Source organism: Paenarthrobacter sp. E2MeOHC11 (assembly GCF_058744955.1).
Window position 1 is genome coordinate 2,033,602 of sequence record NZ_CP196673.1, and the last position, 23,763, is coordinate 2,057,364.

A 23,763-nucleotide genomic window follows, 5' to 3' on the forward strand; every position below is an offset into this window, starting at 1 on the left:
CTTTCCGTTTCGCACCCGGCGACTCAGAAAACAATACACGCCCCCAACCCCCAACGCAAATCCACCCCAAACCCCCACCCCACGCCACCCCAAAACCAAGCGACAGCACGCCGTCGTACGTGATCGTGAAGCCAGCACAGCAGGTACTGAATGAAGTGGCCGGGGGCGTTACCGAATGACGAGGGAGCGGCAGGGTGGGAGGATTGGACTCATGGAACTGCACATCACAGGAGATGCCGCCGCGGACCAGCTGCTCAGCGACGACGCCTTTGCGTTGTTGACGGGCATGCTGCTCGACCAACAAGTCACCATGGAGTCGGCCTTTGCCGGTCCGGAGAAGATCCGCACCCGTCTTGGTTCCCTGGATCCGGGCATGATCGCAGAACAAGATCCCGCCAGCTTCGTGGAAGTCTTCAAGGAGCGGCCGGCGGTCCACCGATTCCCGGGTTCCATGGCCGGTAGAGTCCAAGCCCTCGCGGAGACGGTCCACAATGATTGGGATGGAGACGCTGCTGCCATCTGGACCAATGGAACCCCCGACGGCCCAGAGGTGCTGCGTCGGCTCAAGTCCCTGCCTGGCTTCGGCGAACAGAAAGCCAAGATCTTCCTGGCCCTCTTGGGGAAACAGTGCAACCTGCAAGCGCAGGGATGGCGGGAAGCCGCCGGGCATTACGGCGTTGAGGGCTCCTACCTATCTGTCGCCGATATTGTGGACGCGGATTCCCTGGTCAAGGTACGCGCCAGCAAGCAGGCGGCCAAGGCGGCCGCCAAAGCTGCAAAGTCGCCAAGCGCCTAGTTCCGCCAAGCGCTTCATTCCCGAGTGCCCTCGCGGCACGTAGAGCGGGTGACCTCCTCATGCCAAAGGGCGAACCTGGCAGAAGGCGACCGCTTGCCGAAGCTTGCCTGATTTCCATATAGAGCCTGGTTTCCACATACGGAGGTTGGGGCCTTATGGGCTCCGCAGCCTGAGGGGAAGAGTAGGTTCATGGAGCGGATTCGGGAAAGGCGCGGGAACAGTGCGGTCACAGCCGCGCCCACCGCTGCTACACGTGTCGCATCCGGTCGCCGCCCACAGCCCCGCGGTGGCTTGGTGAAGGATCTCAAAACCGCCGTGACCTCCCTCCAGCCCGCCTGGGACAGCAACGGGCTGATTGACCAGTTACGTGATCTGGAAGACCTAAAGTCGGCGATCGTTGCTTTGCAGGCGAGGATCGCGGTGGCGTTGGATCTGACCCAGCGGCAGGAGCAGGCAGAGGCTGGTGTGCCCGTGTCCGAGCGGGGTAAGGGTGTTGGGGCGCAGGTGGCGTTGGCTCGGCGGGAGTCCCCGAATCGTGGCTCCCGACTCCTGGGGATGGCCAAAGCCCTGGTCATGGAGATGCCACGAACCTTGGCCGCGTTGAACACGGGCCAGTTGAATGAGTGGCGGGCGACGCTGCTGGTCAGGGAAACGGCGTGCCTGTCGGTGGAGGACAGGTGCGCGGTGGATGAAGAACTCGCCCCCGACACCGGAACTTTCGACGGCGTTGGGGATCAAGCGATCATTGCCGCGGCGAAAGCGGCCGCGTACCGGCGTGATCCGCGGTCGGTGGTGAAGCGTGCCTCCCACGCTGTCACCGAGCGGACCGTGAGTCTGCGTCCAGCGCCGGACACCATGACGTACCTGACCGCGCTGCTGCCCGTCGCGCAAGGGGTCGCGGTCTATGCCGCGCTCACGCGTCGGGCTGATTCTGCCCGTTCGGCCGGTGATCCCCGGAACCGGCGCCAGGTCATGGCCGACACCCTCGTCGAGCGCATCACCGGCACGCCGGGAGGGATCTCAGGGATCAACCTGGACCTCGTCATGACCGACCGAACCCTCTTCCAGGGCGATGCCGAACCCGCACGCGTGAAGGGCTACGGAATCGTCCCAGCAGGGTGGGCCCGGAAACTGGTCGGCGCAGGCGGTGCAGGCGGCGCAGGCAGGGAGATTCCAGCGGGGCAGGATCCCGCGGCTGGCAGCGACTCCGGTTCTCCGCGGAATCCTGAGCTCCAGGTCTGGGTCCGCCGGCTCTACACTGCACCGGCCACAGGAGATCTCCTGACCATGGATTCCAAAGCCAGACTCTTCCCACCACGACTCAGACGCTTCATCGAAACCCGCGATGACACCTGCCGCACCCCCTACTGCGACGCGCCCATCCGCCACATCGACCACATCGTGCCCTGGCACGCCGGCGGCACCACCACCCTGGCCAACGGGGCCGGACTCTGCGAAGCCTGCAACCACACCAAAGAAAACCCCGGCTGGAGCGCCAACACCATCAACGGGGACATCCACACCCTGGAAATCCGCACGCCCACGGGACACGCCTACCGCTCCAAAGCCCCGCCGATGCCGGGCTGATAGATAGCTATACCGGCCCTGTTGGCACCATCCCCTCCGGAACCTCCGGCGGAAACCGTGAGCGTGCCCTTCCCGGGACCCCGAGGCGGCCCAACCCGCTGGTACGCACCAGACGAAGGTTCCGGCGAAGAGCGAAATGGTAATGCCGCGGAGGGATACTTGGGCAGCCACGGGTTCCGCTGGACAGGGCGCCAGGCACCGTTCGCGGTTGACCAGAATTCGCGGTTAACGACAAAAGGGCCTCCACTTAGTGAAGGCCCTTTGCTGGCGACGAAATGCCAACGTCGGATAGACAGACACCCGCATGGAAGCACTATCGCTGCCAACGTGGTGTGTTGGTGGTTAAAGTGGGAGACCCCCCGACCCGGTGATGGGTTGGGGGGTCTCGACCTTAATGGTTGTCCGGCGGTGTCCTACTCTCCCACACCCTCCCGGGTGCAGTACCATCGGCGCTGTGGGTCTTAGCTTCCGGGTTCGGAATGGGACCGGGCGTTTCCCCCACGCTATGACCGCCGTAACTTTGTTACCCGTCCGCACCCCGGTGGTGGGGTGGGTGGGAAGTGTGGTTACAACTGTGGTGTTGTTATTTTGTTGTGTTTTTGTTCCTGGAACAAGCGGGTTGTTGTTCGGGAACCACATAGTGGACGCGTGCAGTGTGTTGTGTGGTGTAAGTTGTTGGCCTATTAGTACCGGTCAGCTTCACGAGTCTTTAGTCCTCGCTTCCACATCCGGCCTATCAACCCAGTGGTCTGGCTGGGGGCCTCTCACACATAAATGTGTATGGAAATCTCATCTTGAAGCGAGCTTCCCGCTTAGATGCTTTCAGCGGTTATCCCATCCGAACGTAGCTAATCAGCGATGCACTTGGCAGTACAACTGACACACCAGAGGTTCGTCCGTCCCGGTCCTCTCGTACTAAGGACAGCCCTTCTCAAATTTCCTGCGCGCGCAGCGGATAGGGACCGAACTGTCTCACGACGTTCTAAACCCAGCTCGCGTACCGCTTTAATGGGCGAACAGCCCAACCCTTGGGACCTACTCCAGCCCCAGGATGCGACGAGCCGACATCGAGGTGCCAAACCATGCCGTCGATATGGACTCTTGGGCAAGATCAGCCTGTTATCCCCGAGGTACCTTTTATCCGTTGAGCGACGGCCATTCCACAATGTACCGCCGGATCACTAGTCCCGACTTTCGTCCCTGCTTGAGATGTCTCTCTCACAGTCAAGCTCCCTTGTGCACTTACACTCGACACCTGATTGCCAACCAGGCTGAGGGAACCTTTGGGCGCCTCCGTTACTTTTTAGGAGGCAACCGCCCCAGTTAAACTACCCATCAGGCACTGTCCCTGACCCGGATCACGGGCCGAAGTTAGATGTCCAAAGTGACCAGAGTGGTATTTCAACGATGACTCCACCCGAACTGGCGTCCGGGTTTCAACGTCTCCCACCTATCCTACACAAGCCACTCCGAACACCAATACCAAACTATAGTAAAGGTCTCGGGGTCTTTCCGTCCTGCTGCGCGTAACGAGCATCTTTACTCGTACTGCAATTTCGCCGAGTTTATGGTTGAGACAGCGGGGAAGTCGTTACTCCATTCGTGCAGGTCGGAACTTACCCGACAAGGAATTTCGCTACCTTAGGATGGTTATAGTTACCACCGCCGTTTACTGGGGCTTAAATTCTCAGCTTCGCCACAAGTGGCTAACCGGTCCTCTTAACCTTCCAGCACCGGGCAGGAGTCAGTCCGTATACATCGTCTTGCGACTTCGCACGGACCTGTGTTTTTAGTAAACAGTCGCTTCCCCCTGGTCTCTGCGGCCCACACCCGCTCACGGAGAGCAAGTCTCCATCACGGGGCAGGCCCCCCTTCTCCCGAAGTTACGGGGGCATTTTGCCGAGTTCCTTAACCATAATTCTCTCGATCGCCTTGGTATTCTCTACCTGATCACCTGTGTCGGTTTGGGGTACGGGCGGCTAAAACCTCGCGTCGATGCTTTTCTTGGCAGCATAGGATCACCGGATCCCCCCAAACGGGAGTCCCATCAGATCTCAGGATTGTGCTCGAAACACACAGGAACGGATTTGCCTATCCCTGACCCTACATCCTTAGACCGGGGCAACCATCGCCCGGCCCGGCTACCTTCCTGCGTCACACCTGTTAATACGCTTACCTCCCGGGATCAGGTCCCGCGCTCGGCCAAAACCCACAACACCACAAGGGTGAGCGGGCAGGCTCCGGGCGGTTAGTATCCCCCGCTTGGCATGGGCGGTTTTTCGCCGGTACGGGAATATCAACCCGTTGTCCATCGACTACGCCTGTCGGCCTCGCCTTAGGTCCCGACTTACCCAGGGCAGATTAGCTTGACCCTGGAACCCTTGATCATTCGGCGGACGGGTTTCTCACCCGTCTTTCGCTACTCATGCCTGCATTCTCACTCGTGTAGGCTCCACCGCTGGTTTCCACCGCGACTTCACTGCCCACACGACGCTCCCCTACCACTCCACACCCCTGAACCACGAAGGCTAGGGCAATGTGTGAAATCCACAACTTCGGCGGTGTACTTGAGCCCCGCTACATTGTCGGCGCGGAATCACTTGACCAGTGAGCTATTACGCACTCTTTCAAGGATGGCTGCTTCTAAGCCAACCTCCTGGTTGTCTTCGCAACTCCACATCCTTTCCCACTTAGCACACGCTTAGGGGCCTTAGTTGGTGGTCTGGGCTGTTTCCCTCTCGACTATGAAGCTTATCCCCCACAGTCTCACTGCTGCGCTCTCACTTACCGGCATTCGGAGTTTGGCTGACGTCAGTAACCTTGTAGGGCCCATCGGCCATCCAGTAGCTCTACCTCCGGCAAGAAACACGCAACGCTGCACCTAAATGCATTTCGGGGAGAACCAGCTATCACGGAGTTTGATTGGCCTTTCACCCCTACCCACAGCTCATCCCCTCCATTTTCAACTGAAGTGGGTTCGGTCCTCCACGACGTCTTACCGTCGCTTCAACCTGGCCATGGGTAGATCACTCCGCTTCGGGTCTAGATCACGCCACTACACTCGCCCTATTCAGACTCGCTTTCGCTACGGCTACCCCACACGGGTTAACCTCGCGACGTAACACTAACTCGCAGGCTCATTCTTCAAAAGGCACGCCGTCACCAGAATCAGACTGGCTCCGACGGATTGTAAGCACACGGTTTCAGGTACTGTTTCACTCCCCTCCCGGGGTACTTTTCACCTTTCCCTCACGGTACTGGTCCGCTATCGGTCATTAGGAAGTATTTAGGCTTATCAGGTGGTCCTGACAGATTCGCACGGGATTTCTCGGGCCCCGTGCTACTTGGGATCCTCTCCAGGCGGCACACAACATTACGGTTACGGGGCTCACACCCTCTCTGGCCGGCCTTTCAAGACCGTTCACCTATGCTCATGCTCTCACCCCATTGGTCCGGCAGAACCAAAACGGAAAGTCCCACAACCCCGCCCATGCAACGCCCGCCGGCTATCACACATGGAACGGTTTAGCCTCATCCGCGTTCGCTCGCCACTACTAACGGAATCACTCTTGTTTTCTCTTCCTGCGGGTACTGAGATGTTTCACTTCCCCGCGTTCCCCCCACGCACCCTATGTGTTCAGATGCGGGTCACACAATCACCATGACAGCGTTGTGCGGGGTTTCCCCATTCGGACATCCTGGGATCAACGCTCGGTTATCAACTCCCCCAGGCTTATCGCAGATTCCTACGTCCTTCTTCGGCTCCTAATGCCAAGGCATCCACCGTGTGCCCTTAAAAACTTGACCACACAAAGATCAAAAACTTACTCGAGAGAACCACGACCACAAGGGCCAGGTTCATTCATAAGAAATTGCTGTAAGAACACACACACCAACCCCCAAAAGGATCAGCCACGTGCGTGCTCTAGATGCTCGCGTCCACTATGTAGTTCTCAAACAACAACCCCATCAACCAGACCACCACCCACCACAACCCACACAGGGCTGAAAACAGTGACCAGCAGTACCGGAAGCAGGAACAAAAGAAACACCAGAAGTGCCCCCCTGCATTGCTGCAAAAAGGTCCTGTTGCCTCAGGACCCAACAGTGCGCCAAACACAACCCCCACAAACCGCACGCCCCGGCCACGTTCCAAACAACACCACACCCCAAAGAGGCACAGGTCGCCGTACTGGCACCAGGACACAACCGGTAAAGGCCATGCCAAACAAGTTTGATTCGTTGATATTCCACCCATGAGCACCCACCGCAGAACAGACGCCTGCGCAATGGGCAACACTGACAACCACCACCACACCCATGCAGGCACAGCAACCAGTTGCAAGCAGCTCCTTAGAAAGGAGGTGATCCAGCCGCACCTTCCGGTACGGCTACCTTGTTACGACTTAGTCCCAATCGCCGGTCCCACCTTCGACGGCTCCCCCCACAAGGGTTAGGCCACCGGCTTCGGGTGTTACCAACTTTCGTGACTTGACGGGCGGTGTGTACAAGGCCCGGGAACGTATTCACCGCAGCGTTGCTGATCTGCGATTACTAGCGACTCCGACTTCATGGGGTCGAGTTGCAGACCCCAATCCGAACTGAGACCGGCTTTTTGGGATTAGCTCCACCTCACAGTATCGCAACCCTTTGTACCGGCCATTGTAGCATGCGTGAAGCCCAAGACATAAGGGGCATGATGATTTGACGTCGTCCCCACCTTCCTCCGAGTTGACCCCGGCAGTCTCCTATGAGTCCCCGCCATAACGCGCTGGCAACATAGAACGAGGGTTGCGCTCGTTGCGGGACTTAACCCAACATCTCACGACACGAGCTGACGACAACCATGCACCACCTGTAAACCGACCGCAAGCGGGGCACCTGTTTCCAGGTATTACCGGTTCATGTCAAGCCTTGGTAAGGTTCTTCGCGTTGCATCGAATTAATCCGCATGCTCCGCCGCTTGTGCGGGCCCCCGTCAATTCCTTTGAGTTTTAGCCTTGCGGCCGTACTCCCCAGGCGGGGCACTTAATGCGTTAGCTACGGCGCGGAAAACGTGGAATGTCCCCCACACCTAGTGCCCAACGTTTACGGCATGGACTACCAGGGTATCTAATCCTGTTCGCTCCCCATGCTTTCGCTCCTCAGCGTCAGTTAATGCCCAGAGACCTGCCTTCGCCATCGGTGTTCCTCCTGATATCTGCGCATTTCACCGCTACACCAGGAATTCCAGTCTCCCCTACATCACTCTAGTCTGCCCGTACCCACTGCAGAACCGGAGTTGAGCCCCGGTCTTTCACAGCAGACGCGACAAACCGCCTACGAGCTCTTTACGCCCAATAATTCCGGATAACGCTTGCGCCCTACGTATTACCGCGGCTGCTGGCACGTAGTTAGCCGGCGCTTCTTCTGCAGGTACCGTCACTTTCGCTTCTTCCCTACTGAAAGAGGTTTACAACCCGAAGGCCGTCATCCCTCACGCGGCGTCGCTGCATCAGGCTTGCGCCCATTGTGCAATATTCCCCACTGCTGCCTCCCGTAGGAGTCTGGGCCGTGTCTCAGTCCCAGTGTGGCCGGTCACCCTCTCAGGCCGGCTACCCGTCGTCGCCTTGGTAGGCCATTACCCCACCAACAAGCTGATAGGCCGCGAGTCCATCCAAAACCACAAAAGCTTTCCACCCCCCACCATGCGATGAGGAGTCATATCCGGTATTAGACCCAGTTTCCCAGGCTTATCCCAGAGTCAAGGGCAGGTTACTCACGTGTTACTCACCCGTTCGCCACTAATCCCCCAGCAAGCTGGGATCATCGTTCGACTTGCATGTGTTAAGCACGCCGCCAGCGTTCATCCTGAGCCAGGATCAAACTCTCCGTTGAAGTAAAACAAATCAAACAGACACAACCACACCCACCGGAAATAACGGCGAACACGGCTGCACAAAATTCGAAACCAGCTGAAAACCAGCCCACCACACACGGGGGTGCATGACAGAACTGGCATAAATTTCAACCAATCAATAAAACAATCGGTATCAACAAACTTGGCACACTATTGAGTTCTCAAACAACAGACACAACCGGCACCACCCACACCCCACAGGGTCCAGGATCGCTCCGGAGCAACTTTTCAAACTTACCCGAACCAGCCGCACAAAGCAAACCAGAACCCGGGCCTCCCACACCAACCAGCAGCGCACCAAAGCACCACCGAAACCGGCAATTTGAAGGGAGATTGTCACCATCAGTCCGCAACAGCGGCGGCGACTCGAATAACTTTACACGCGCCCCACCCCCACACCAAATCCACCCCAACACCACCCAAAAACCCCGCAAACACAAGGAAAACAACCCCAAAAACACGCCAACCAGCCCAAAAACCGACCAGGTGAAGCCCGTCACACCTGCGAATCCCGGCCAGCAGCCCCCAATCCAAGCCCAACCCCAAACGCCAACCACCGCCGTCGGGCCCTCAACCGAACTAGGCAGCCGGCACTCAGCCGTTAAACAACAACGCTCCCCCAGCAAAGTGAGAGAGCGTTGTTCATATCCAGCGGATATGTGAGAGAACGATGCTTGAAAACGGCGAAAAGGTGAGATGGCGTCGGAAGGAGGAGGCGGGTGACTAATGCCAACCAACAGAAGCTCAGTGACCTCCGGGGCCTCCGGCGCCGTCGGTCTTGCGCATCATGGCGCCGAGGACAACCGCGGCAACCGCAATGACAGTCGCAGCCAGGAACGCAGCCTGCATACCGGCCACCAGGCCGGACGAGGCAGAGACCACCGCGTAAATGGACACGAGCAGCGCTGTGCCGGCTGCACCTGAAACCTGCTGCGCGGTGCTGATGATCGCCGAGCCATGTGAGTAGAGGTGCGGCGGCAGCGGGTTCAGGCCCGTGGTGAAGGCGGGGGTGAACAACAGCGCCAAGCCGAGGCTCAGGGTGACGTGAAGCGCGATCACCCATCCAAGCGCACTGGCCTCGTCAAGCCGTGAGAACTGCCAGAGGGTCAGGACCATGAGCACCGAGCCGGACACGGTCAGCGGCAGGGGACCCACCTTGTCGAAGATCCTGCCGATAACCGGACCCAACAAACCCATGGCCAAACCACCGGGCAACAACGCCAACCCGGTTTCCAGCGGCTGCAGGTGCAGGGTGTTCTGCAGGTACAGAGGCAACAGGATCACGCCACCGAACAGGGCCATCATGGCGACGACCATCAGCAGCGTGGACACCGTGAACATACGGAACTTGAAGGCACGCAGGTCCAGCAACGGGGAGTCGGACTTCTGGAGCTTCAGCTGCCGGAAAACGAATAATGCCAGGCTGACGAGACCAACAACCAGGGCGATCACTGGAACAACTCCGGCGTCGGCGCCACCAATTTGGCTCAGGCCGTATACCAGGCCACCGAAGGCGGGCACCGTGAGGATCACGGATGCGACGTCAAGGGTAGTCTTCTCGCGCTCCCCCACGTTGGTCAGGTACTTCGCACCAATCGCGAAGGCTGCCAAGGCTACCGGCAGGACGAACACGAACATGAAGCGCCACGAGAAGTTGTCAAGGATGATGCCGGAAACGGTGGGTCCCATGGCAGGTGCAACGGAAATTGCAATGCTGACGTTGCCCATGACGGCCCCGCGCTTGGACATCGGCACCAGCGTAAGGATGGTGGTCATCAGCAGCGGCAGCATGATGGCGGTACCACCAGCTTGGACGATTCGTGCCAGCAGCAGCACCAGGAACCCTGGCGCCAGAGCGGCCAGCAACGTTCCGCCGCTGAAGAGTCCCATCGCAAGCATGAAGGCCCCGCGCGTGCTCATCCTCTGCAGGATGAAACCGGTGGTAGGGATGACGACAGCCATGGTCAACATGAATCCAGTGGCCAGCCACTGGACAGTGGAAGCACTCACCTGAAGGTCCGTCATGAGCCGCTGCAGGGCGACGTTCATGATGGTTTCGTTCAGGATCACCACGAACGTGGCCACCAGCAACGTGACAATGACAGTCACGGATTCACGTGACATCTTCCCGGACACAGGCGTCTGGTGCACCCGCGGTGCCGCCTCTGTGGAGGCGGCAGTGCCGGAAGCGCCGGATTCGGGCTTGCCGTTGGCGTCGGACGTGACGTCGGTAGACATGAGGGTTCCCCAAGGTTTGGATTTGGTGTCCGGCGAGCTGTGCCGGTGAAGACTAAAACAGTCTAAACGCCCATCCAATTCCCGTCAGCAGAAAAATTCCAAACGTTAGGAGAACAACGGAACGTTGTCGATGAGGCGCACCGGCCCCACCTTGGCCGCGATGATCGCCAGCCCTTCGCCGCGGAACGGCGTCTCCTTGCAGTTCTCCGCCAGCGGCTCCAACGTGGCGGGATCCACGACGTCGAAATAGTCCAGCTCCACCAGCGGCTGGGATTCGACAAGCGCGACGGCGGAATCAAGGTCGAGCGGTTCGTTCGCGTTTGCGCGGGACTCAATAAGGCGCAAAGCCCGCGACAGCACCAACGCCGCTTCGCGTTCCTCATCGGAAAGGAAGCGGTTGCGGCTCGAGAGTGCCAGGCCGTCCTCACTGCGGACGGTGGCCACTGGAACAATCTCCACGGGGAAGTTCAGGTCCGAGACCATCCGCTTCACCAAGGCCAACTGCTGCGCATCTTTCTGGCCGAAGTAAGCACGGTAGGTTGCGGTCGTGCCGTCCGCTGCAGCACCTCCGGGGAGTCCGTAGTGCAACAGCTTGGCCACTACGGTGAGGGCGCCATCGAAGTGGCCAGGGCGCGAGGCGCCTTCCCACTTCTCGCCAAGCGCGCCGGATGTCACCCGCACCAAGGGCTGGCCGCCGGGATATACCTCCTCCACGGACGGGGCGAAAACCAGGTCGACGCCTTCGGCATCAAGCAAGGCCATGTCCGCGTCGAGCGTGCGTGGGTAGCGGTCGAGGTCCACAGCATCGCCGAACTGCAGCGGGTTCACGAAGATGGTGGCCACAACGACGTCGTTCCCGGCCACGGCAGTCCGGGCCAGTGCGGCGTGGCCCGAGTGCAGCGCGCCCATGGTGGGCACCAAGCCTTGGGAGTGTCCGCCTTTCATGGCCAGGAGCCGGGCGCTTTCGGCGCGCAGGTCCGCCGCAGTGGTCACGAGTTTGATGGCCATGCTGTTCAGTTTCCTTCCGGCGCCTTGGGCTCGGCGCCCAAAGCCTCGTCAATCTCGTTCAGTTGTTCCGGGCGCAGCAGTCCGCGGTTTACCGCCCGGCGGGCAGTTGCCTGCGCCATGGCCCGGTAGGCCGCGAGGACATCGCCGCCCGCACCGCCGTCGTATTCCGCCAGCGCCTGGGCGTGGGCAGAAACGGTGCCTACATCCCCGCGCGCCACGGGACCCGTCAACGCCGATTCGCCGGAGGCGAGGGCGTTTTCAAGCGTTGCGCGCAGCAGCGGACCGAGCATGGACTCCGGGGTTTCGACGCCGATCTCCCGCAGCATCTGCGACGCCTGCGCCACCAAGGTCACCATGTGGTTCGAGCTGTGCGCGAGGGAAGCGTGATAAAGCGTGCGGTCGGCTTCGGCAATAGCCACCGGTTCGGCGCCCATCTCCACCACCAACGCTTGGGCGATCGGCAGCATCGCAGCATCGGCTGTGACCCCGAACGTGCAGTCCATGAGCCGGGTCAGGTCCAGGCTCATGCCGGTGAAGGTCATGGCCGGGTGCAGTGCCAGCGGGATCGCCCCAGCCGCGCGGACCGGATTGAGGATTCCGACGCCGAACCGGCCTGACGTATGCGCCACCAATTGGCCGGGCTGCCAGGCTCCCAGCTTGGCCAGTCCCGCCACGAGCTCGCCAAGGGCGTCGTCGGGAACTGCCAACAGCACCAGTTCCGAGCGCTCCACGATGTCCTGGATTTCAAGGATGGGAACACCGGGCAGCAGGGTCCCGGCCCGCTCACGGCTGGCCTCGGACACAGCAGAAACCCCGACGACGGCGTGCTCGGCCGCACGCAATGCGGCACCCAGCACGGCACCCACCTTGCCGGCGCCGATGATCCCGACTCCGAGTCGTCCTGGCCTAGCCATCGTGGCGGTCCTCCTGTTGTGGTGAAGTTTGGGGTTGTTCCGGCCGTTCCGGCGGGGTTGGTCCTACCGCCGGAGTTGCTTCTTCCGGGCTGACCCCGGCCGCGGGTTCCGGAGCCTGCGGGGCTACCTGTGCCAGCCATTGCTCGCTGGTTTGCCTCTTCCTTGCTTCCCGGGCACGGGCTGCCTGCTGGTCGAAGAGCTCCACTGCCTGCTCCACTCCCGCTTGGAACACCCGGGGCGAAACCGGTCCGGCCGTGGTGTGGAGGACCAGATCAGCCACGCCGAAACGCCTGGCCAACGGACCCTGGTGGAGCGCCATGGACTGCGTCCGCTGGTGCGGAACGAGGACCAGCGTGTGCCACCACCGGCCTGATCGGATCAGCAAAGCAGTGCGGGTGGCGAAGAATCCGTTGCGCCTCCGGCCAAGCGGCGCCAGCAGCCGTGCGCGGCGGGGAGTGGTGATGAAGCCATCGTCCGGGGCGGATTCAGGCCCGGCCGGCGCCAACCCGTCCAGCCCCGCCGTGAATACCCGCTCCGGATCCTCAGTTCCCGGATCGGGCAGTACCAATGACATCATCCGCATGACATCCGATTTCAACCCAACGGGAAGAAGCATGGTGCGGGCAGCACCCTCAGAGCTCGCAGAAACACCGTAGCCTGCGACATTGACGTGCATCCGGTACCAACCGAAGATCCTCCACAGGGGCGGCTGGGTGACCATGAGGGCCTGGATACGTCCCGGCGGCACCGTCTGGGCCTGGGTATCCAGAAGGCCATAGCGAAGGCGGATGCCATCCGGGGAGATGGCAGCGGTGAAGTTGTAGCCCTTGTTGAACGAACTCCAATAAGCGGCGCCAATACCCAGGATGCCGGGGATCAGGGCCAGGAAGATCGCATTGTTTTCGAAGATGACGGAGGTGGCGACAACTACTGCAGCACCGATCAGAATTCCGATGGTTTGCTCGCTCAGCAGCAGCGAACCGATGAGCCGCGCCGGGGGCACAGACAGCACCACAAGCTCCGGAGCCTCTGGAATATCTTCTGTCGTCCCGGACTCGCTGACCACCCCGGCCGCCCGCGCCAGGATCGTGGCGCGCAGCTGCTTGGCTTGGCCGAGCGGAAGGTAAGCCAACCGCACTGCCGACTCTCCGGCGTCGGCCACTTCAAACTTGAGTTCAGCAAGCCCGAAAATCCGGGCCAAAAGCGGCTGCACAATGTCGATGGCCTGAACGCGGTCCAAACGTGCCTGCCGTTGCTGCTTGAACAGGAATCCGGTGTTGACGCGGACATACCCCTCAGCAACCTGGTAGCGCGTGAAGTACCAGCTGAGGATGAACCCGCCGACGGTCAGAAGCAGCACCACGGCACCGCCGGCCAAAAGCCACAGCACCCTGCCGTTAAGGTTTGCGTCCAGGAAATCCCGGCCCTGCAGCATCCGCTCGAAAGCGTCGCGGCCAAAGAAGAATCCGACGGCGGCAAGCGCCACCCAGCCGCGAACGAACGGTGACGCTGGATGGACACGCTTCCATTCGCTTTCCACCGATGCTTCGGGTTTGTCCGGCAGGCTCACCGCAGCACTATCCGCCGGGCTCACAGCCCGGCCAGCCTGGCTTCTCCACGGGCCGACAGTTGTTCGCGCAACCGTGCGCCTTCCTCGGCGGGAAGTCCTGGGAGGTGCGCGTTGGTTCCGGCGGACGCCGTGTGCAGCTTCAAGGTGCAAAGTCCCAGGCCACGTTCCACGGGCCCAACGGCAACGTCCACGTACTGCATGCGGCCGTACGGAACCACCATGGTGCGCTGAAAGAAGATGCCGCGGCGGATGAGGAGGTCGTCGTCGCGTTCTGCGTATCCGATGGCGCGTACCTGCCGCGGGATCAGCACCAGCCGCCATAGTGCAAGGACGAACATCACTGCGGGAACGGTGATGGCAAGCCACAACGGCGGCCAACGCCACCAACCCAGAAGCACGAAAATGAGCGGCAAACTCAGGACCACCAGCATCAAGACGTTGCCGATTGCCCACTCCACCAAGCGGACCGTGACGTATTTCGGGGAAACCCGCAGCCACTGAACGCCGGGAGGATCAATCGCCTCGGTACGCATATTCGCCTTCACCTTTAGTTTCGCCGCGGCGGGTTTCCGGTCCGGCGGTGCCACCTTCAAGATCTTCGGGTGGGATACGGCAGAAGCGCTCAACCACGAGCCCGACGACCACCATCACCACGCCACCGCCGCCCATCAGCAGGGCGTTCCACAGGATTCCTTCGCCGCTCCGCAAGCTGCCGATGCGGAGGAGGTCAACCGAGATTCCGGCATGCCAGCCAAGGAGCAGTGTCCCTGCGTAGGCGCAGGCCTGGGCCAGGATCAGGGTCCTTGCCGCCAGGATGGGGTTGAGCATGTTCTTCTTCTTGCCATTGCGCCAGCGCAGGACGCGCACGCCCATGACGAGTGTGAGCCCGACGATGACGCCCATGGTCACCAGCGCAGACACCGGCAAAACAGGCGTCGGCATACTGAAGCGGTTGGTGGTGGCAGTGGCCAACCAACCGATGATGGCAGCGATGACTGCGATGAGCACCAGAACCACGGGGCGCATTGCTTTCATGGTTGCTCCACTGCCCCTGTCGCGGGCACTCCGGCGACGTCGCCGTAGCCGTCGAAACGCCGGATGTCCGGCATATCAGCGGCGACGGCAGCCAGATCGGCAACGCTCTGCCCGTTCAACTGCGCGTGCGGTTCCAGCAGGGACCACGGGTAAAGCACAAAAGCCCGCTCAGCAGCCCGGGGGTGCGGAATGGTGAGGATGGGATCGTCACTGACGGTGTCGCCAAACACAATAACGTCAACGTCCAGAGTCCTGGGCCCCCAGCGCACCTCACGGGTGCGGTGGTGTTGCTGTTCAACCTCGTGGCAATGCTTCAAGAGCTCCAACGGCGACAACATGGTTTCGATGGCCATGACCATGTTCAGGAAGTCCGGCTGTCCTTCCGGACCGCCGACTGCCTTCGTTTGCACCACAGGCGAGACGCCCAGGAGCCGAACCTCGGGAGGGTCCACCAGGGCGGCCACAGCCGTGGAAAGTGTGTCGTTGCGTTCGCCCAGGTTGCTGCCAAGCGCCAGGATGGCTTTGGTATAGCCGGACGTCATGATCGCTCCCGGTGGACGCTGACCGTGACGTCGCCGAACGGTACCTCGATAGGAGCCTTGGGCTTGTGGATGGTGACATCGACGGCGGCCACGCTGTAGTTCGCCAGGATGCCCTCGGCAATCCTGACAGCCAGGGCCTCGATGAGGTTCAAGGGCTCACCCTCGATGTGCTTGGTGATCAGTTCAGCGACTTCGCCGTAATGCGCTGTGTACTGCAGGTCATCGGTCTCGGCAGCCTTGGTGAAATCCGTGTGCAGCACGGCGTCCACCACAAAAGGCTGGCCGTCACGGCGCTCGAAATCGAACACTCCGTGATAACCGACGGCGGTGACGCCGGTCAGCGTGATCCTGTCCACAGCGTTTTCCTATCAGCGGGCGATACGGGCGGCGACCTTGACGGCGTCAAGGCTGGGTCCGACGTCGTGGACGCGAACAGCCCAGGCGCCCTTGGTGGCGCTCAAAGCGGTGATGGCTGCAGTAGCGGCATCGCGTTCCAAAGGCGCGGCCGACTTCCCGGACACGGTCAGGAGTGAGCCGAGGAACCTCTTGCGGGAAGCAGCCACCATCACCTTGTGGCCCAGCGTGAAGAGCTGGTCCAGGTTCTTGAGGATCTCCCAGTTCTGGTCCTCGTTCTTGGAGAACCCCACGCCGGGATCGATGATGATCTGCTCAGGAGCCACGCCCGCTGCGTAGAGCTTGTCGCGGACTCCGCTGAGCTCAGCCACGACGTCCTCAGTGACATTGTTGTAGTCCGTGAGGCTGTCCATGGTCAGGGCGTCCCCGCGGCGGTGCGTGAGGATGTACGGGACCTTGGTGCGGGCTACGAGCTCGGGCATGTCCGGCTCGATGGTCAGGCCGGACACATCGTTGATGATGGCTGCCCCGGCCTCTACCGCTGCGGCGGCTGTGGACGTGTGCATCGTGTCGATGCTGACCAGCGCACCGGCTTTGACCAGTGCCTGGATCACCGGAATGACCCGGCGCTGTTCTTCCTCGGGGGAAACCGGTTCGGCACCTGAGCGCGTGGATTCGCCTCCGACGTCGATGATGTCCGCGCCGGCGTAGAACATACGCAGGCCAAGCGCGATTGCTGTGTCCGGCGTACGGTGGGTGCCGCCGTCGCTGAAGGAATCCGGGGTGACGTTGAGGATTCCCATGACCAGCGTGCGGTCCGTTGGCAGGTCCTCGAACCTGGCCGCGGGCCGCGGCTTGCGGAGAACCGGCAGCGGGCTTGTGGCCGGGCCGGTTCCGGGTGCTGCAGCGAGGGAGTCCATAATGCTTACCTTCCGAGTATGAGGCTCATGGCCTCGGCGCGGGTGGCCGGGTCATGGAGTTGACCGCGCACCGCACTGGTGACGGTCTTCGCGCCGGGCTTGCGGATGCCACGCATGGACATACACATGTGTTCACATTCGACGACGACAATCGCCCCACGCGGGTTGAGGTGCTTCACGAGCGCCTCCACGATCTGGGTGGTGAGGCGCTCCTGCACCTGGGGCCGCCGCGCATAGATATCCACCAACCTGGCCAGCTTGCTGAGCCCGGTCACCTTGCCGTCATGTGACGGAATGTAACCGACATGCGCGACGCCGTGGAACGGCACCAAATGGTGTTCGCACGTTGAGTAGAAGGGGATGTCCTTCACGAGGACAAGCTCTTCATGGTCGAGGTCGAACGTAGTGGACAGGACGTCTGCCGGGTGCTGGTGGAGTCCCGCAAAAACCTCGGCGTAGGCCTTGGCCACGCGCTTGGGCGTGTCCAGGAGGCCGCCACGGTCAGGGTCCTCACCGATAGCCAGGAGGATCTCACGGACGGCCGCTTCAATACGCGGGCGATCCACTTTATGGCCGTGCTTGGAGCCCGCGGCGGAACCGTGGGCGGCGGCGAGGTCGTCGTCGTCGTCGAAATGAGTCACGGCAGATAGCTTAGCCGTGATGCGGGTGGTCGTTGCCGCCGTCAGGTCGCGGGGCCTGGAACGAATCCTGGCTGCTTACTCCTTGGGCATGCGGGGCTACGACGTCCAGCGGCTCGTCCAAACGGGCCTTCTTGGCCTCTTCCTGGGCCTGGCGCTCAGCCTTTTCGGCGCGGCTCTCCACAGGCGGAATCGACTGGACCGGACGCGATTCCTTGGACAGCCAGATCTCGCGGAAATCGCGCTTCCGGATGTCATGGAAAATCTCGGCGATCTCGGCCTGGTTCAGGGTTTCCCGTTCCAGCAGTTCCAGCGCCAGTCGATCCAGGACGTCGCGGTTTTCCGTAAGGATGGCGTAGGCCTCGTCATGTGCCTGATCGATCAGGCGGCGCACTTCCTCGTCCACGACGTAGGCAATCTGGTCAGAGAAGTTGCGCTCCTGCGCGGCGTCGCGGCCGAGGAACGGCTCGCCGCCACCCTGGCCCAGCTTCACAGCGCCGACGCGTTCGCTCATGCCGTACTGCGTGACCATCTTGCGGGCCGTGGAGGTGGCCTTCTCGATGTCATTGGAAGCGCCGGTGGAGGGGTCGTGGAACACGATTTCCTCCGCCACGCGGCCGCCCATGGCGTAGGCCATCTGGTCCAGCAGTTCGTTGCGGGTGACCGAGTACTTGTCGTCCTCGGGAATCACCATGGTGTAGCCGAGGGCACGGCCGCGGGGCAGGATGGTGATCTTGGTGACCGGTGCCGAGTTGCGCAGGGCAGCGGCAACCAATGCGTGGCCGCCTTCGTGGTACGCGGTGATCTTGCGCTCAAGTTCCTTCATGACACGGCTGCGCTTCTGCGGGCCGGCCATGACACGGTCGATTGCCTCGTCCAGAGCACGGTCGTCAATGAGGTTGGCGTTGGAACGAGCGGTCAGCAGCGCGGCCTCGTTCAGGACGTTTGCCAGGTCGGCACCCGTGTAACCTGGCGTCTTCTTGGCCACGGCCTTGAGGTCGATGCCCTGGGCCATCGGCTTGCCTTTGGCGTGGACGTTCAGGATCTGTTCGCGGCCGATCATGTCCGGGGCTTCCACGGTGATCTGGCGGTCGAAACGTCCCGGGCGCAGCAGGGCGGGATCCAGGACGTCCGGGCGGTTGGTTGCGGCGATCAGGATGACGTTGGTCTTGACGTCGAAGCCGTCCATCTCCACGAGGAGCTGGTTCAAAGTCTGCTCGCGCTCGTCATTACCGCCGCCGATGCCGGCGCCACGGTGACGGCCCACGGCGTCGATTTCATCCACGAAGATGATGGCCGGGGAACTTGCCTTGGCCTGTTCGAAAAGGTCGCGGACACGGGAAGCACCAACACCGACGAACATTTCAACGAAGTCCGAGCCGGAGATGGAGAAGAAGGGGACGCCGGCTTCACCGGCAACAGCACGGGCAAGCAGCGTCTTACCGGTACCTGGAGGGCCGTAAAGCAGCACGCCCTTGGGGATCTTGGCACCGACGGCCTGGAACTTTGCGGGTTCCTGGAGGAATTCCTTGATTTCCTGGAGCTCTTCCACAGCTTCGTCCGCACCGGCGACATCGGAGAAGGTCACCTGCGGCATGTCCTTGTTGACCAGCTTGGCCTTGGACTTGCCGAACTGCATCACCTTGGAACCGCCGCCCTGCATGCGGGAAAGCAGGAACCAGAACAGGACACCGAGGAGCAGTACCGGGATAAGCAGCGAGAACAGGCCGGAGAACCAGTTGTTCTCGACCGGCTGGTCAGTGAAGCCCTTGTCCGGGTTGGCGTTGGTGACAGCCTTAACTACATCCGGACCGCGGTCCGTGACGTAGAAGAACTGAACGTTCTTGCCTTTGTCCTGGCCGTCCAGGTTCAGGTTGTCCTTGAGCACCAGGTCAACGCGATTCTCGGCGTCGAAAATCTTGGCCTGCTCAACCTTCCCGCTCTGGGAAAGGAGTTCGAGGCCATCCTTGGTGTCAATGCGCGTTGAACCGCCCGGAGCCAGTGTTGCGAATGCCACCAGGAGCAAGCCAACGACGACAACAATCCAGATGCCCGGGCCCTTGAAGAAACTCTTAGCTTTCATCTGATCGGGGTTTTGCCCCGTCCCTCCTGGTAGTGCTGCAAGGCGCAACTTCTGCGCGCGAGTGGTGCTGCTTCAGTTTCAAGCTATACACCGTTCCCAGTAATTCACGCATCGGAAAGTCCAAAAGTTCCCTCTGGGCGTACACAGGATACTCGCGTCGGGAGCGCTGGAACAGGGTTTATTGCTCTTGCGGTGCGTCAGGCCGCGACCGGGAGCACCAGCAAGTAACCGGTGGGCAGGTCCGTGCTCCAACGCCGGGGCTCACGGACCACGAACTGCGTGGCCAACTGCTCGGGAGTAAGCAGGCTGTTGGGCTCCGGCGAGGGACCCCACTGCCCGCTGCCGTGAGGATAGAGCGGATCCAGAACGCGAACCCCCGTTACCTGGAACTCCTGGAACTGGGCGGGATCACCCACGGATTCAAAGCCGCTCATGACCCAGGCATGTCGTCCGCTCCACATAACCAACCCCACCGGCCGGCCGGTCTCGGCGATGGCACGCGCCGCCGTCTGCAGCGTGTCCTCGTAGTTTGCGACGCTGACTACCGCGTATGGGCCCATTCCAACCTCGGTCAGCACCTGCGCCCAGCCCCGGGGGTTGGCACCGTTGAATGAATTCGATGACCGCGCACGGGCCATCTCCCACAGCTCGCTTTGCTGTGCGGAGGATGCCCAGGTTCCGCCTCCGGTGTCATCGATGAGGTTGTGTGCCATTTGGATGCTCGCGGCCACACACCAGTCAAAGGTGTACTGGGGGACGAAGTCCCCGTCTTGGTAGAGGTTCAGGGCAAAAGCCTGAGGCACAGCGGGTAGAGGTGCGGGCTGCGGTGGCGCGGGAGCCTGCGTGGCGTTCGTGGACGGAACCGCTTCAAGGTCACCCGTCGCTGGCGCAGCAGATGCGGACGCCATTGGTTGACCGGAACCGGGCTCAGTGGGATCGACCGCAGGAGTGCAGGCCGTGAGAAGGGTCGCCATGACGGCGAGCCACGCCAGAAGACGGGCAGGAGCACCGGTCATGGTCCAGTTTAGCGCGAGGGTTTGGCGCGGCGGCAGGTTCAGGGCCCGATATCTGCACCCACGACCGCCCATCGCACCCCTTAAGCACCAACGCCGCGTTATACACAAACGCCGCACCCACACCCGCCACACGCACCTGAGGTTACGGGCGCGAACGGCGGAAAAGGGCGCGGCGGCGTGGAGTTAAGAAGGGCGCTTACTCGTAGACGTGCGGGGCAAGGGTGCCCACGAAGTCCAGGTTGCGGTACTTCTCGGCGTAGTCGAGGCCATAGCCAACCACGAATTCGTTGGGGATGTCATAGCCGACGTACTTGACGTCGATTTCCACCTTGGCAGCGGTCGGCTTGCGGAAGGCCGTGCAGATCTCGACGCTGGCCGTGCCGCGGGACTCGAGGTTGGACTTAAGCCAGGAAAGGGTCAGCCCGGAATCGATGATGTCCTCAACAATGAGCACGTCTTTGCCCATGAGGTCGGTATCGAGGTCCTTGAGGATCCGGACAACGCCGGAGGACTGGGTACCCGAGCCATAGGACGAGACGGCCATCCAGTCCATGCTCACGTGGCTGTGCAGCGCACGGGCAAGGTCCGCCATGACCATGACGGCGCCCTTGAGGACGCCGACGACCAAGATATCGCGGCCCTCGTAGTCCTTGTCGATCTGCGCCGCGAGTTCTGCGATACGCGTTTGGATCTGCTCTTTGGTGTAAAGAACGTGCTTGAGATCTGCCTGGACGTCGTTTGAATCCACCAATGGCTCCTGTTTTGATGCTCGGGTGCGGCTACTGTTGGGACGGTTTCTGATGCCGGAATACTAGCTTCCCACAGCGCGCGGCTTCGCGGGGACCGGCGTCGGCAGGGTCACCCGCCGCACCGGTGGTCGAAGCATGCGTGAGAGCAGCCCGTTCCTGCTCCAAATCGCTGAGGGACAAACGGTACACACTGACGTGACCGGGAAGCTCCACGGGTCCCGCCGAACCCTGGCGCCGGAGCAACGCTTCCGCGGCTTGGAGGCGGCCGTAGCCGGGTTGTTGACCCCCGACGTCGGCCGCTGCCTTGGCGATCACGCGAAACCTGAGCGCTGCGGGCAACTCACGGACGGCATCTTCAGGAAGCCACGCATCGCCGTCTTCCCGCTGGACAAGTGAGAGATAGGTCTCGTTGGCCAAGTCCTCAAGGAAATCGGCGTCCTGCTGCAGGATTGCGGCGGTCCGGGCGAGGGATTCAGCGACACCCGGGCCGAGCTTTTCTTCCAGGACGGGCATGACTTCCACACGGGTCCGGGATCTCGCGAAAGCAGGATCGGCGTTACTCGGGTCGTGCCAAGGATCCAGTTCCTCAACCTCGCAGATTTCGTGGGTCTCGTCGCGGCGCAGGCCCAGGAAAGGGCGGAGCAGGCGTCCGCGGGCAGGCCTCATTCCAGCCAGGGAACGTGTTCCGGAGCCGCGGGCCAGGCCGAGGAGGACCTGTTCGGCCTGATCGTCCAACGTGTGTCCCAGCAGGATCGCCTCACAGTCGAGGTCATCTGCAGCGGACTCCAACGCGGAATGGCGGGCGTCCCTTGCAGCGGCTTCGGGGCCAAACCCTGTGGCCGCAACGTCCACGGCGCGCACTTGCACCGGCGACAGTCCCAGTTCACGCAGAACGGCGGCAGTCCTGGCTGCGACCTCCGCGGAGCCGGGCTGCAGCTGGTGATCCACCACCACGGCGGCAACGGTTACTGGATGTCCATCAACGTGCCCGCGCCTGCCAAAGTAAGCCGCAATGGCTGCGAGCGCCAAGGAATCCGGCCCTCCACTGCAGGCGACAAGCACACGCTGCGGATACCCCGCGGCGGCCAATGCGTTCTGCAACTGCTTCCGCGCCTTGCCTACGACAGGAGCCAAACGCCCAGGCCGCCGTCGACCCTTACCGTCGGGACCGGCAGCGGGACCGGCGGCGGGACCGGCAGCGGGACCGGCGGCGGAACCGACGCCGGACCCGGCAGCGGAACCCGAGGGAACGCTCAAAGCCCCATCCGCTCAAGCCACAGCTTGGAGTTGTGGATCTCTTCTTCGGTGGGGAGGTATTCGGCGGCCTCCCAAACCTTGTTGAAGCCCTCCATGCCCGCTACGGCAACCACTTCGCGCACGAATTTGGCGCCATCGGTGTACTGGCGCATCTTGGCATCGAGGCCCAGGAGGTTGCGGATGAACTTCTCCACCACGCCGCGGTCCTTGCCGCGCTCGTTGAAGCGCTGGCGGATGGTCCTTACCGAAGGGACGATGCTGGCATCCACGGCGTCCATGACCACGTTGGCGTGGCCCTCAAGGAGGCTCATGACCGCTGTGATGTGGGACAGCGATGCCTTTTCTTCGGGGTTCTGCAGGAGATCCAGGATGGCGCCGCGGCCTGGGGCTTTCTCGGAGGGGTTGCGGTCGCGCAGGGACTTGGCCACCGCGCCGGCGCGTTCCACCAAGGAATCCATATTGCCCAGGAGGTTGCCGCTGAGCTTCTCGATTTCATCCAGCATGTGGTGCCTGAGCCATGGCGCGGCGGCGAACTGCACCCGGTGCGTTTGCTCGTGCAGGCAGACCCAGAGGCGGAAGTCGTCCGGGTGGACGTTGAGTTCGCGCTCCACGGACATGATGTTGGGGGCCACGAGCAGCAGCCTGCCGCCCGGTGGAACGTTGGAGTCTGGGGCCAGGGCAGCAAAGGGGTCGTACTGGCCAAGGACTTTGCTGGAAAGGAACGCGAGAACAGCGCCGAGCTGCGTCCCCGTGATGGCACCGCTGGCGGCGGCCGCGGCAGGGGTCATGGCCACGCCGCTGCGGCTCTCCAGCATCTTCTTCAGCGCGGGTTGGAGCATCACCGAGAAGCTCTGCGTATTTGCCTTGGACCACGAGGCACGGTCCACCACCAGGACGTGCGAATCCCGCAGGTCCCGGGCAGCGTCCAGGCCGGTGATGTCGTGGACGTGCGGGACGGAGATATCCGCGTTGAAGCGGAGGTTCTCCACCGCCTTGCCGATCTCCCCGGCACTAAGCTCCGGACCGGGAGGGGCAAGCCGGGCAGCCGTAGAGGCGGCCAGGTCCCAATTGATCAGGGACGGGGCCCCTGCTGACGAATCGCGGGCAGATGACACCATACGGACCATCACACCACACCAGACTGACAGTGGGCTCTT

The 23,763-nt window shown here is 61.8% G+C and carries 17 protein-coding genes and 3 rRNA genes; 2 read left to right on the forward strand and 18 right to left on the reverse strand.

Going from position 1 to position 23,763, the window contains the following annotated elements:
• Nucleotides 1-211 precede the first annotated feature (211 nt).
• Together ACSSVG_RS09420 and ACSSVG_RS09425 are read left to right on the forward strand one after the other, a co-directional pair.
• Complete coding sequence (locus ACSSVG_RS09420) at nt 212-796, forward strand: HhH-GPD-type base excision DNA repair protein (protein WP_253465522.1); 585 nt, start codon at nt 212-214, stop codon at nt 794-796.
• A gap of 189 nt (nt 797-985) precedes the next feature.
• Nucleotides 986-2,383 carry an HNH endonuclease gene (locus tag ACSSVG_RS09425; RefSeq protein ID WP_492418588.1) on the forward strand — a complete coding sequence of 466 codons (1,398 nt, stop codon included), beginning with the start codon at nt 986-988 and terminating at the stop codon, nt 2,381-2,383.
• 400 nt (nt 2,384-2,783) lie between these two features.
• Here ACSSVG_RS09425 and rrf read toward each other — a convergent pair.
• The 18 genes from rrf to ACSSVG_RS09515 form a co-directional block, all read right to left on the reverse strand.
• A 5S ribosomal RNA gene (gene rrf / locus ACSSVG_RS09430) occupies nt 2,784-2,900 on the reverse strand.
• A gap of 145 nt (nt 2,901-3,045) precedes the next feature.
• Nucleotides 3,046-6,190: ribosomal RNA gene (locus tag ACSSVG_RS09435) — 23S ribosomal RNA — on the reverse strand.
• Nucleotides 6,191-6,740: 550 nt separating this feature from the next.
• Nucleotides 6,741-8,260: ribosomal RNA gene (locus tag ACSSVG_RS09440) — 16S ribosomal RNA — on the reverse strand.
• The 16S, 23S and 5S rRNA genes sit together here, the layout of an rRNA operon.
• A gap of 766 nt (nt 8,261-9,026) precedes the next feature.
• On the reverse strand, nt 9,027-10,520 hold the full coding sequence (locus ACSSVG_RS09445; RefSeq protein WP_492418590.1) for a DHA2 family efflux MFS transporter permease subunit: 1,494 nt from the start codon (nt 10,518-10,520) through the stop codon (nt 9,027-9,029).
• Between the two features lie 105 nt (nt 10,521-10,625).
• Complete coding sequence (panC, locus tag ACSSVG_RS09450; RefSeq protein WP_492418592.1) at nt 10,626-11,528, reverse strand: pantoate--beta-alanine ligase; 903 nt, start codon at nt 11,526-11,528, stop codon at nt 10,626-10,628.
• A 5-nt stretch (nt 11,529-11,533) separates the two neighbouring features.
• On the reverse strand, nt 11,534-12,442 hold the full coding sequence (locus tag ACSSVG_RS09455) for a Rossmann-like and DUF2520 domain-containing protein (protein ID WP_231341147.1): 909 nt from the start codon (nt 12,440-12,442) through the stop codon (nt 11,534-11,536).
• Complete coding sequence (locus tag ACSSVG_RS09460; protein WP_492418594.1) at nt 12,435-14,012, reverse strand: PH domain-containing protein; 1,578 nt, start codon at nt 14,010-14,012, stop codon at nt 12,435-12,437. The genes ACSSVG_RS09455 and ACSSVG_RS09460 overlap by 8 nt, the downstream gene beginning before the upstream one ends.
• 20 nt (nt 14,013-14,032) lie before the next feature.
• Nucleotides 14,033-14,545, reverse strand: coding sequence for a PH domain-containing protein (locus ACSSVG_RS09465; protein WP_231341149.1), 513 nt, complete (start codon nt 14,543-14,545; stop codon nt 14,033-14,035).
• Nucleotides 14,526-15,047 (reverse strand): DUF3180 domain-containing protein, encoded by a 522-nt coding sequence (locus ACSSVG_RS09470; RefSeq protein WP_231341150.1) that lies wholly within the window; start codon nt 15,045-15,047, stop codon nt 14,526-14,528. The genes ACSSVG_RS09465 and ACSSVG_RS09470 overlap by 20 nt, the downstream gene beginning before the upstream one ends.
• Nucleotides 15,044-15,589 carry a 2-amino-4-hydroxy-6-hydroxymethyldihydropteridine diphosphokinase gene (gene folK / locus ACSSVG_RS09475; RefSeq protein WP_231341151.1) on the reverse strand — a complete coding sequence of 182 codons (546 nt, stop codon included), beginning with the start codon at nt 15,587-15,589 and terminating at the stop codon, nt 15,044-15,046. The genes ACSSVG_RS09470 and folK overlap by 4 nt, the downstream gene beginning before the upstream one ends.
• Complete coding sequence (folB, locus tag ACSSVG_RS09480) at nt 15,586-15,945, reverse strand: dihydroneopterin aldolase (RefSeq protein WP_159699993.1); 360 nt, start codon at nt 15,943-15,945, stop codon at nt 15,586-15,588. Before folB ends, folK begins: the two co-directional genes overlap by 4 nt.
• 12 nt (nt 15,946-15,957) lie before the next feature.
• Nucleotides 15,958-16,863, reverse strand: coding sequence for a dihydropteroate synthase (folP, locus tag ACSSVG_RS09485; protein WP_231341152.1), 906 nt, complete (start codon nt 16,861-16,863; stop codon nt 15,958-15,960).
• Between the two features lie 5 nt (nt 16,864-16,868).
• Nucleotides 16,869-17,504 carry a GTP cyclohydrolase I FolE gene (folE, locus tag ACSSVG_RS09490; RefSeq protein ID WP_026005412.1) on the reverse strand — a complete coding sequence of 212 codons (636 nt, stop codon included), beginning with the start codon at nt 17,502-17,504 and terminating at the stop codon, nt 16,869-16,871.
• 10 nt (nt 17,505-17,514) lie between these two features.
• Nucleotides 17,515-19,584 (reverse strand): ATP-dependent zinc metalloprotease FtsH, encoded by a 2,070-nt coding sequence (gene ftsH / locus ACSSVG_RS09495; protein WP_231341154.1) that lies wholly within the window; start codon nt 19,582-19,584, stop codon nt 17,515-17,517.
• 197 nt (nt 19,585-19,781) lie between these two features.
• Complete coding sequence (locus ACSSVG_RS09500; RefSeq protein WP_492418597.1) at nt 19,782-20,600, reverse strand: hypothetical protein; 819 nt, start codon at nt 20,598-20,600, stop codon at nt 19,782-19,784.
• Between the two features lie 196 nt (nt 20,601-20,796).
• On the reverse strand, nt 20,797-21,348 hold the full coding sequence (gene hpt / locus ACSSVG_RS09505; protein ID WP_026540856.1) for a hypoxanthine phosphoribosyltransferase: 552 nt from the start codon (nt 21,346-21,348) through the stop codon (nt 20,797-20,799).
• A gap of 31 nt (nt 21,349-21,379) precedes the next feature.
• Nucleotides 21,380-22,450: a tRNA lysidine(34) synthetase TilS gene (tilS, locus tag ACSSVG_RS09510; RefSeq protein ID WP_308102731.1), complete on the reverse strand. Its 1,071-nt coding sequence runs from the start codon at nt 22,448-22,450 to the stop codon at nt 21,380-21,382.
• A 152-nt stretch (nt 22,451-22,602) separates the two neighbouring features.
• Nucleotides 22,603-23,724: a zinc-dependent metalloprotease gene (locus ACSSVG_RS09515; RefSeq protein ID WP_231341186.1), complete on the reverse strand. Its 1,122-nt coding sequence runs from the start codon at nt 23,722-23,724 to the stop codon at nt 22,603-22,605.
• Nucleotides 23,725-23,763 lie beyond the last annotated feature (39 nt).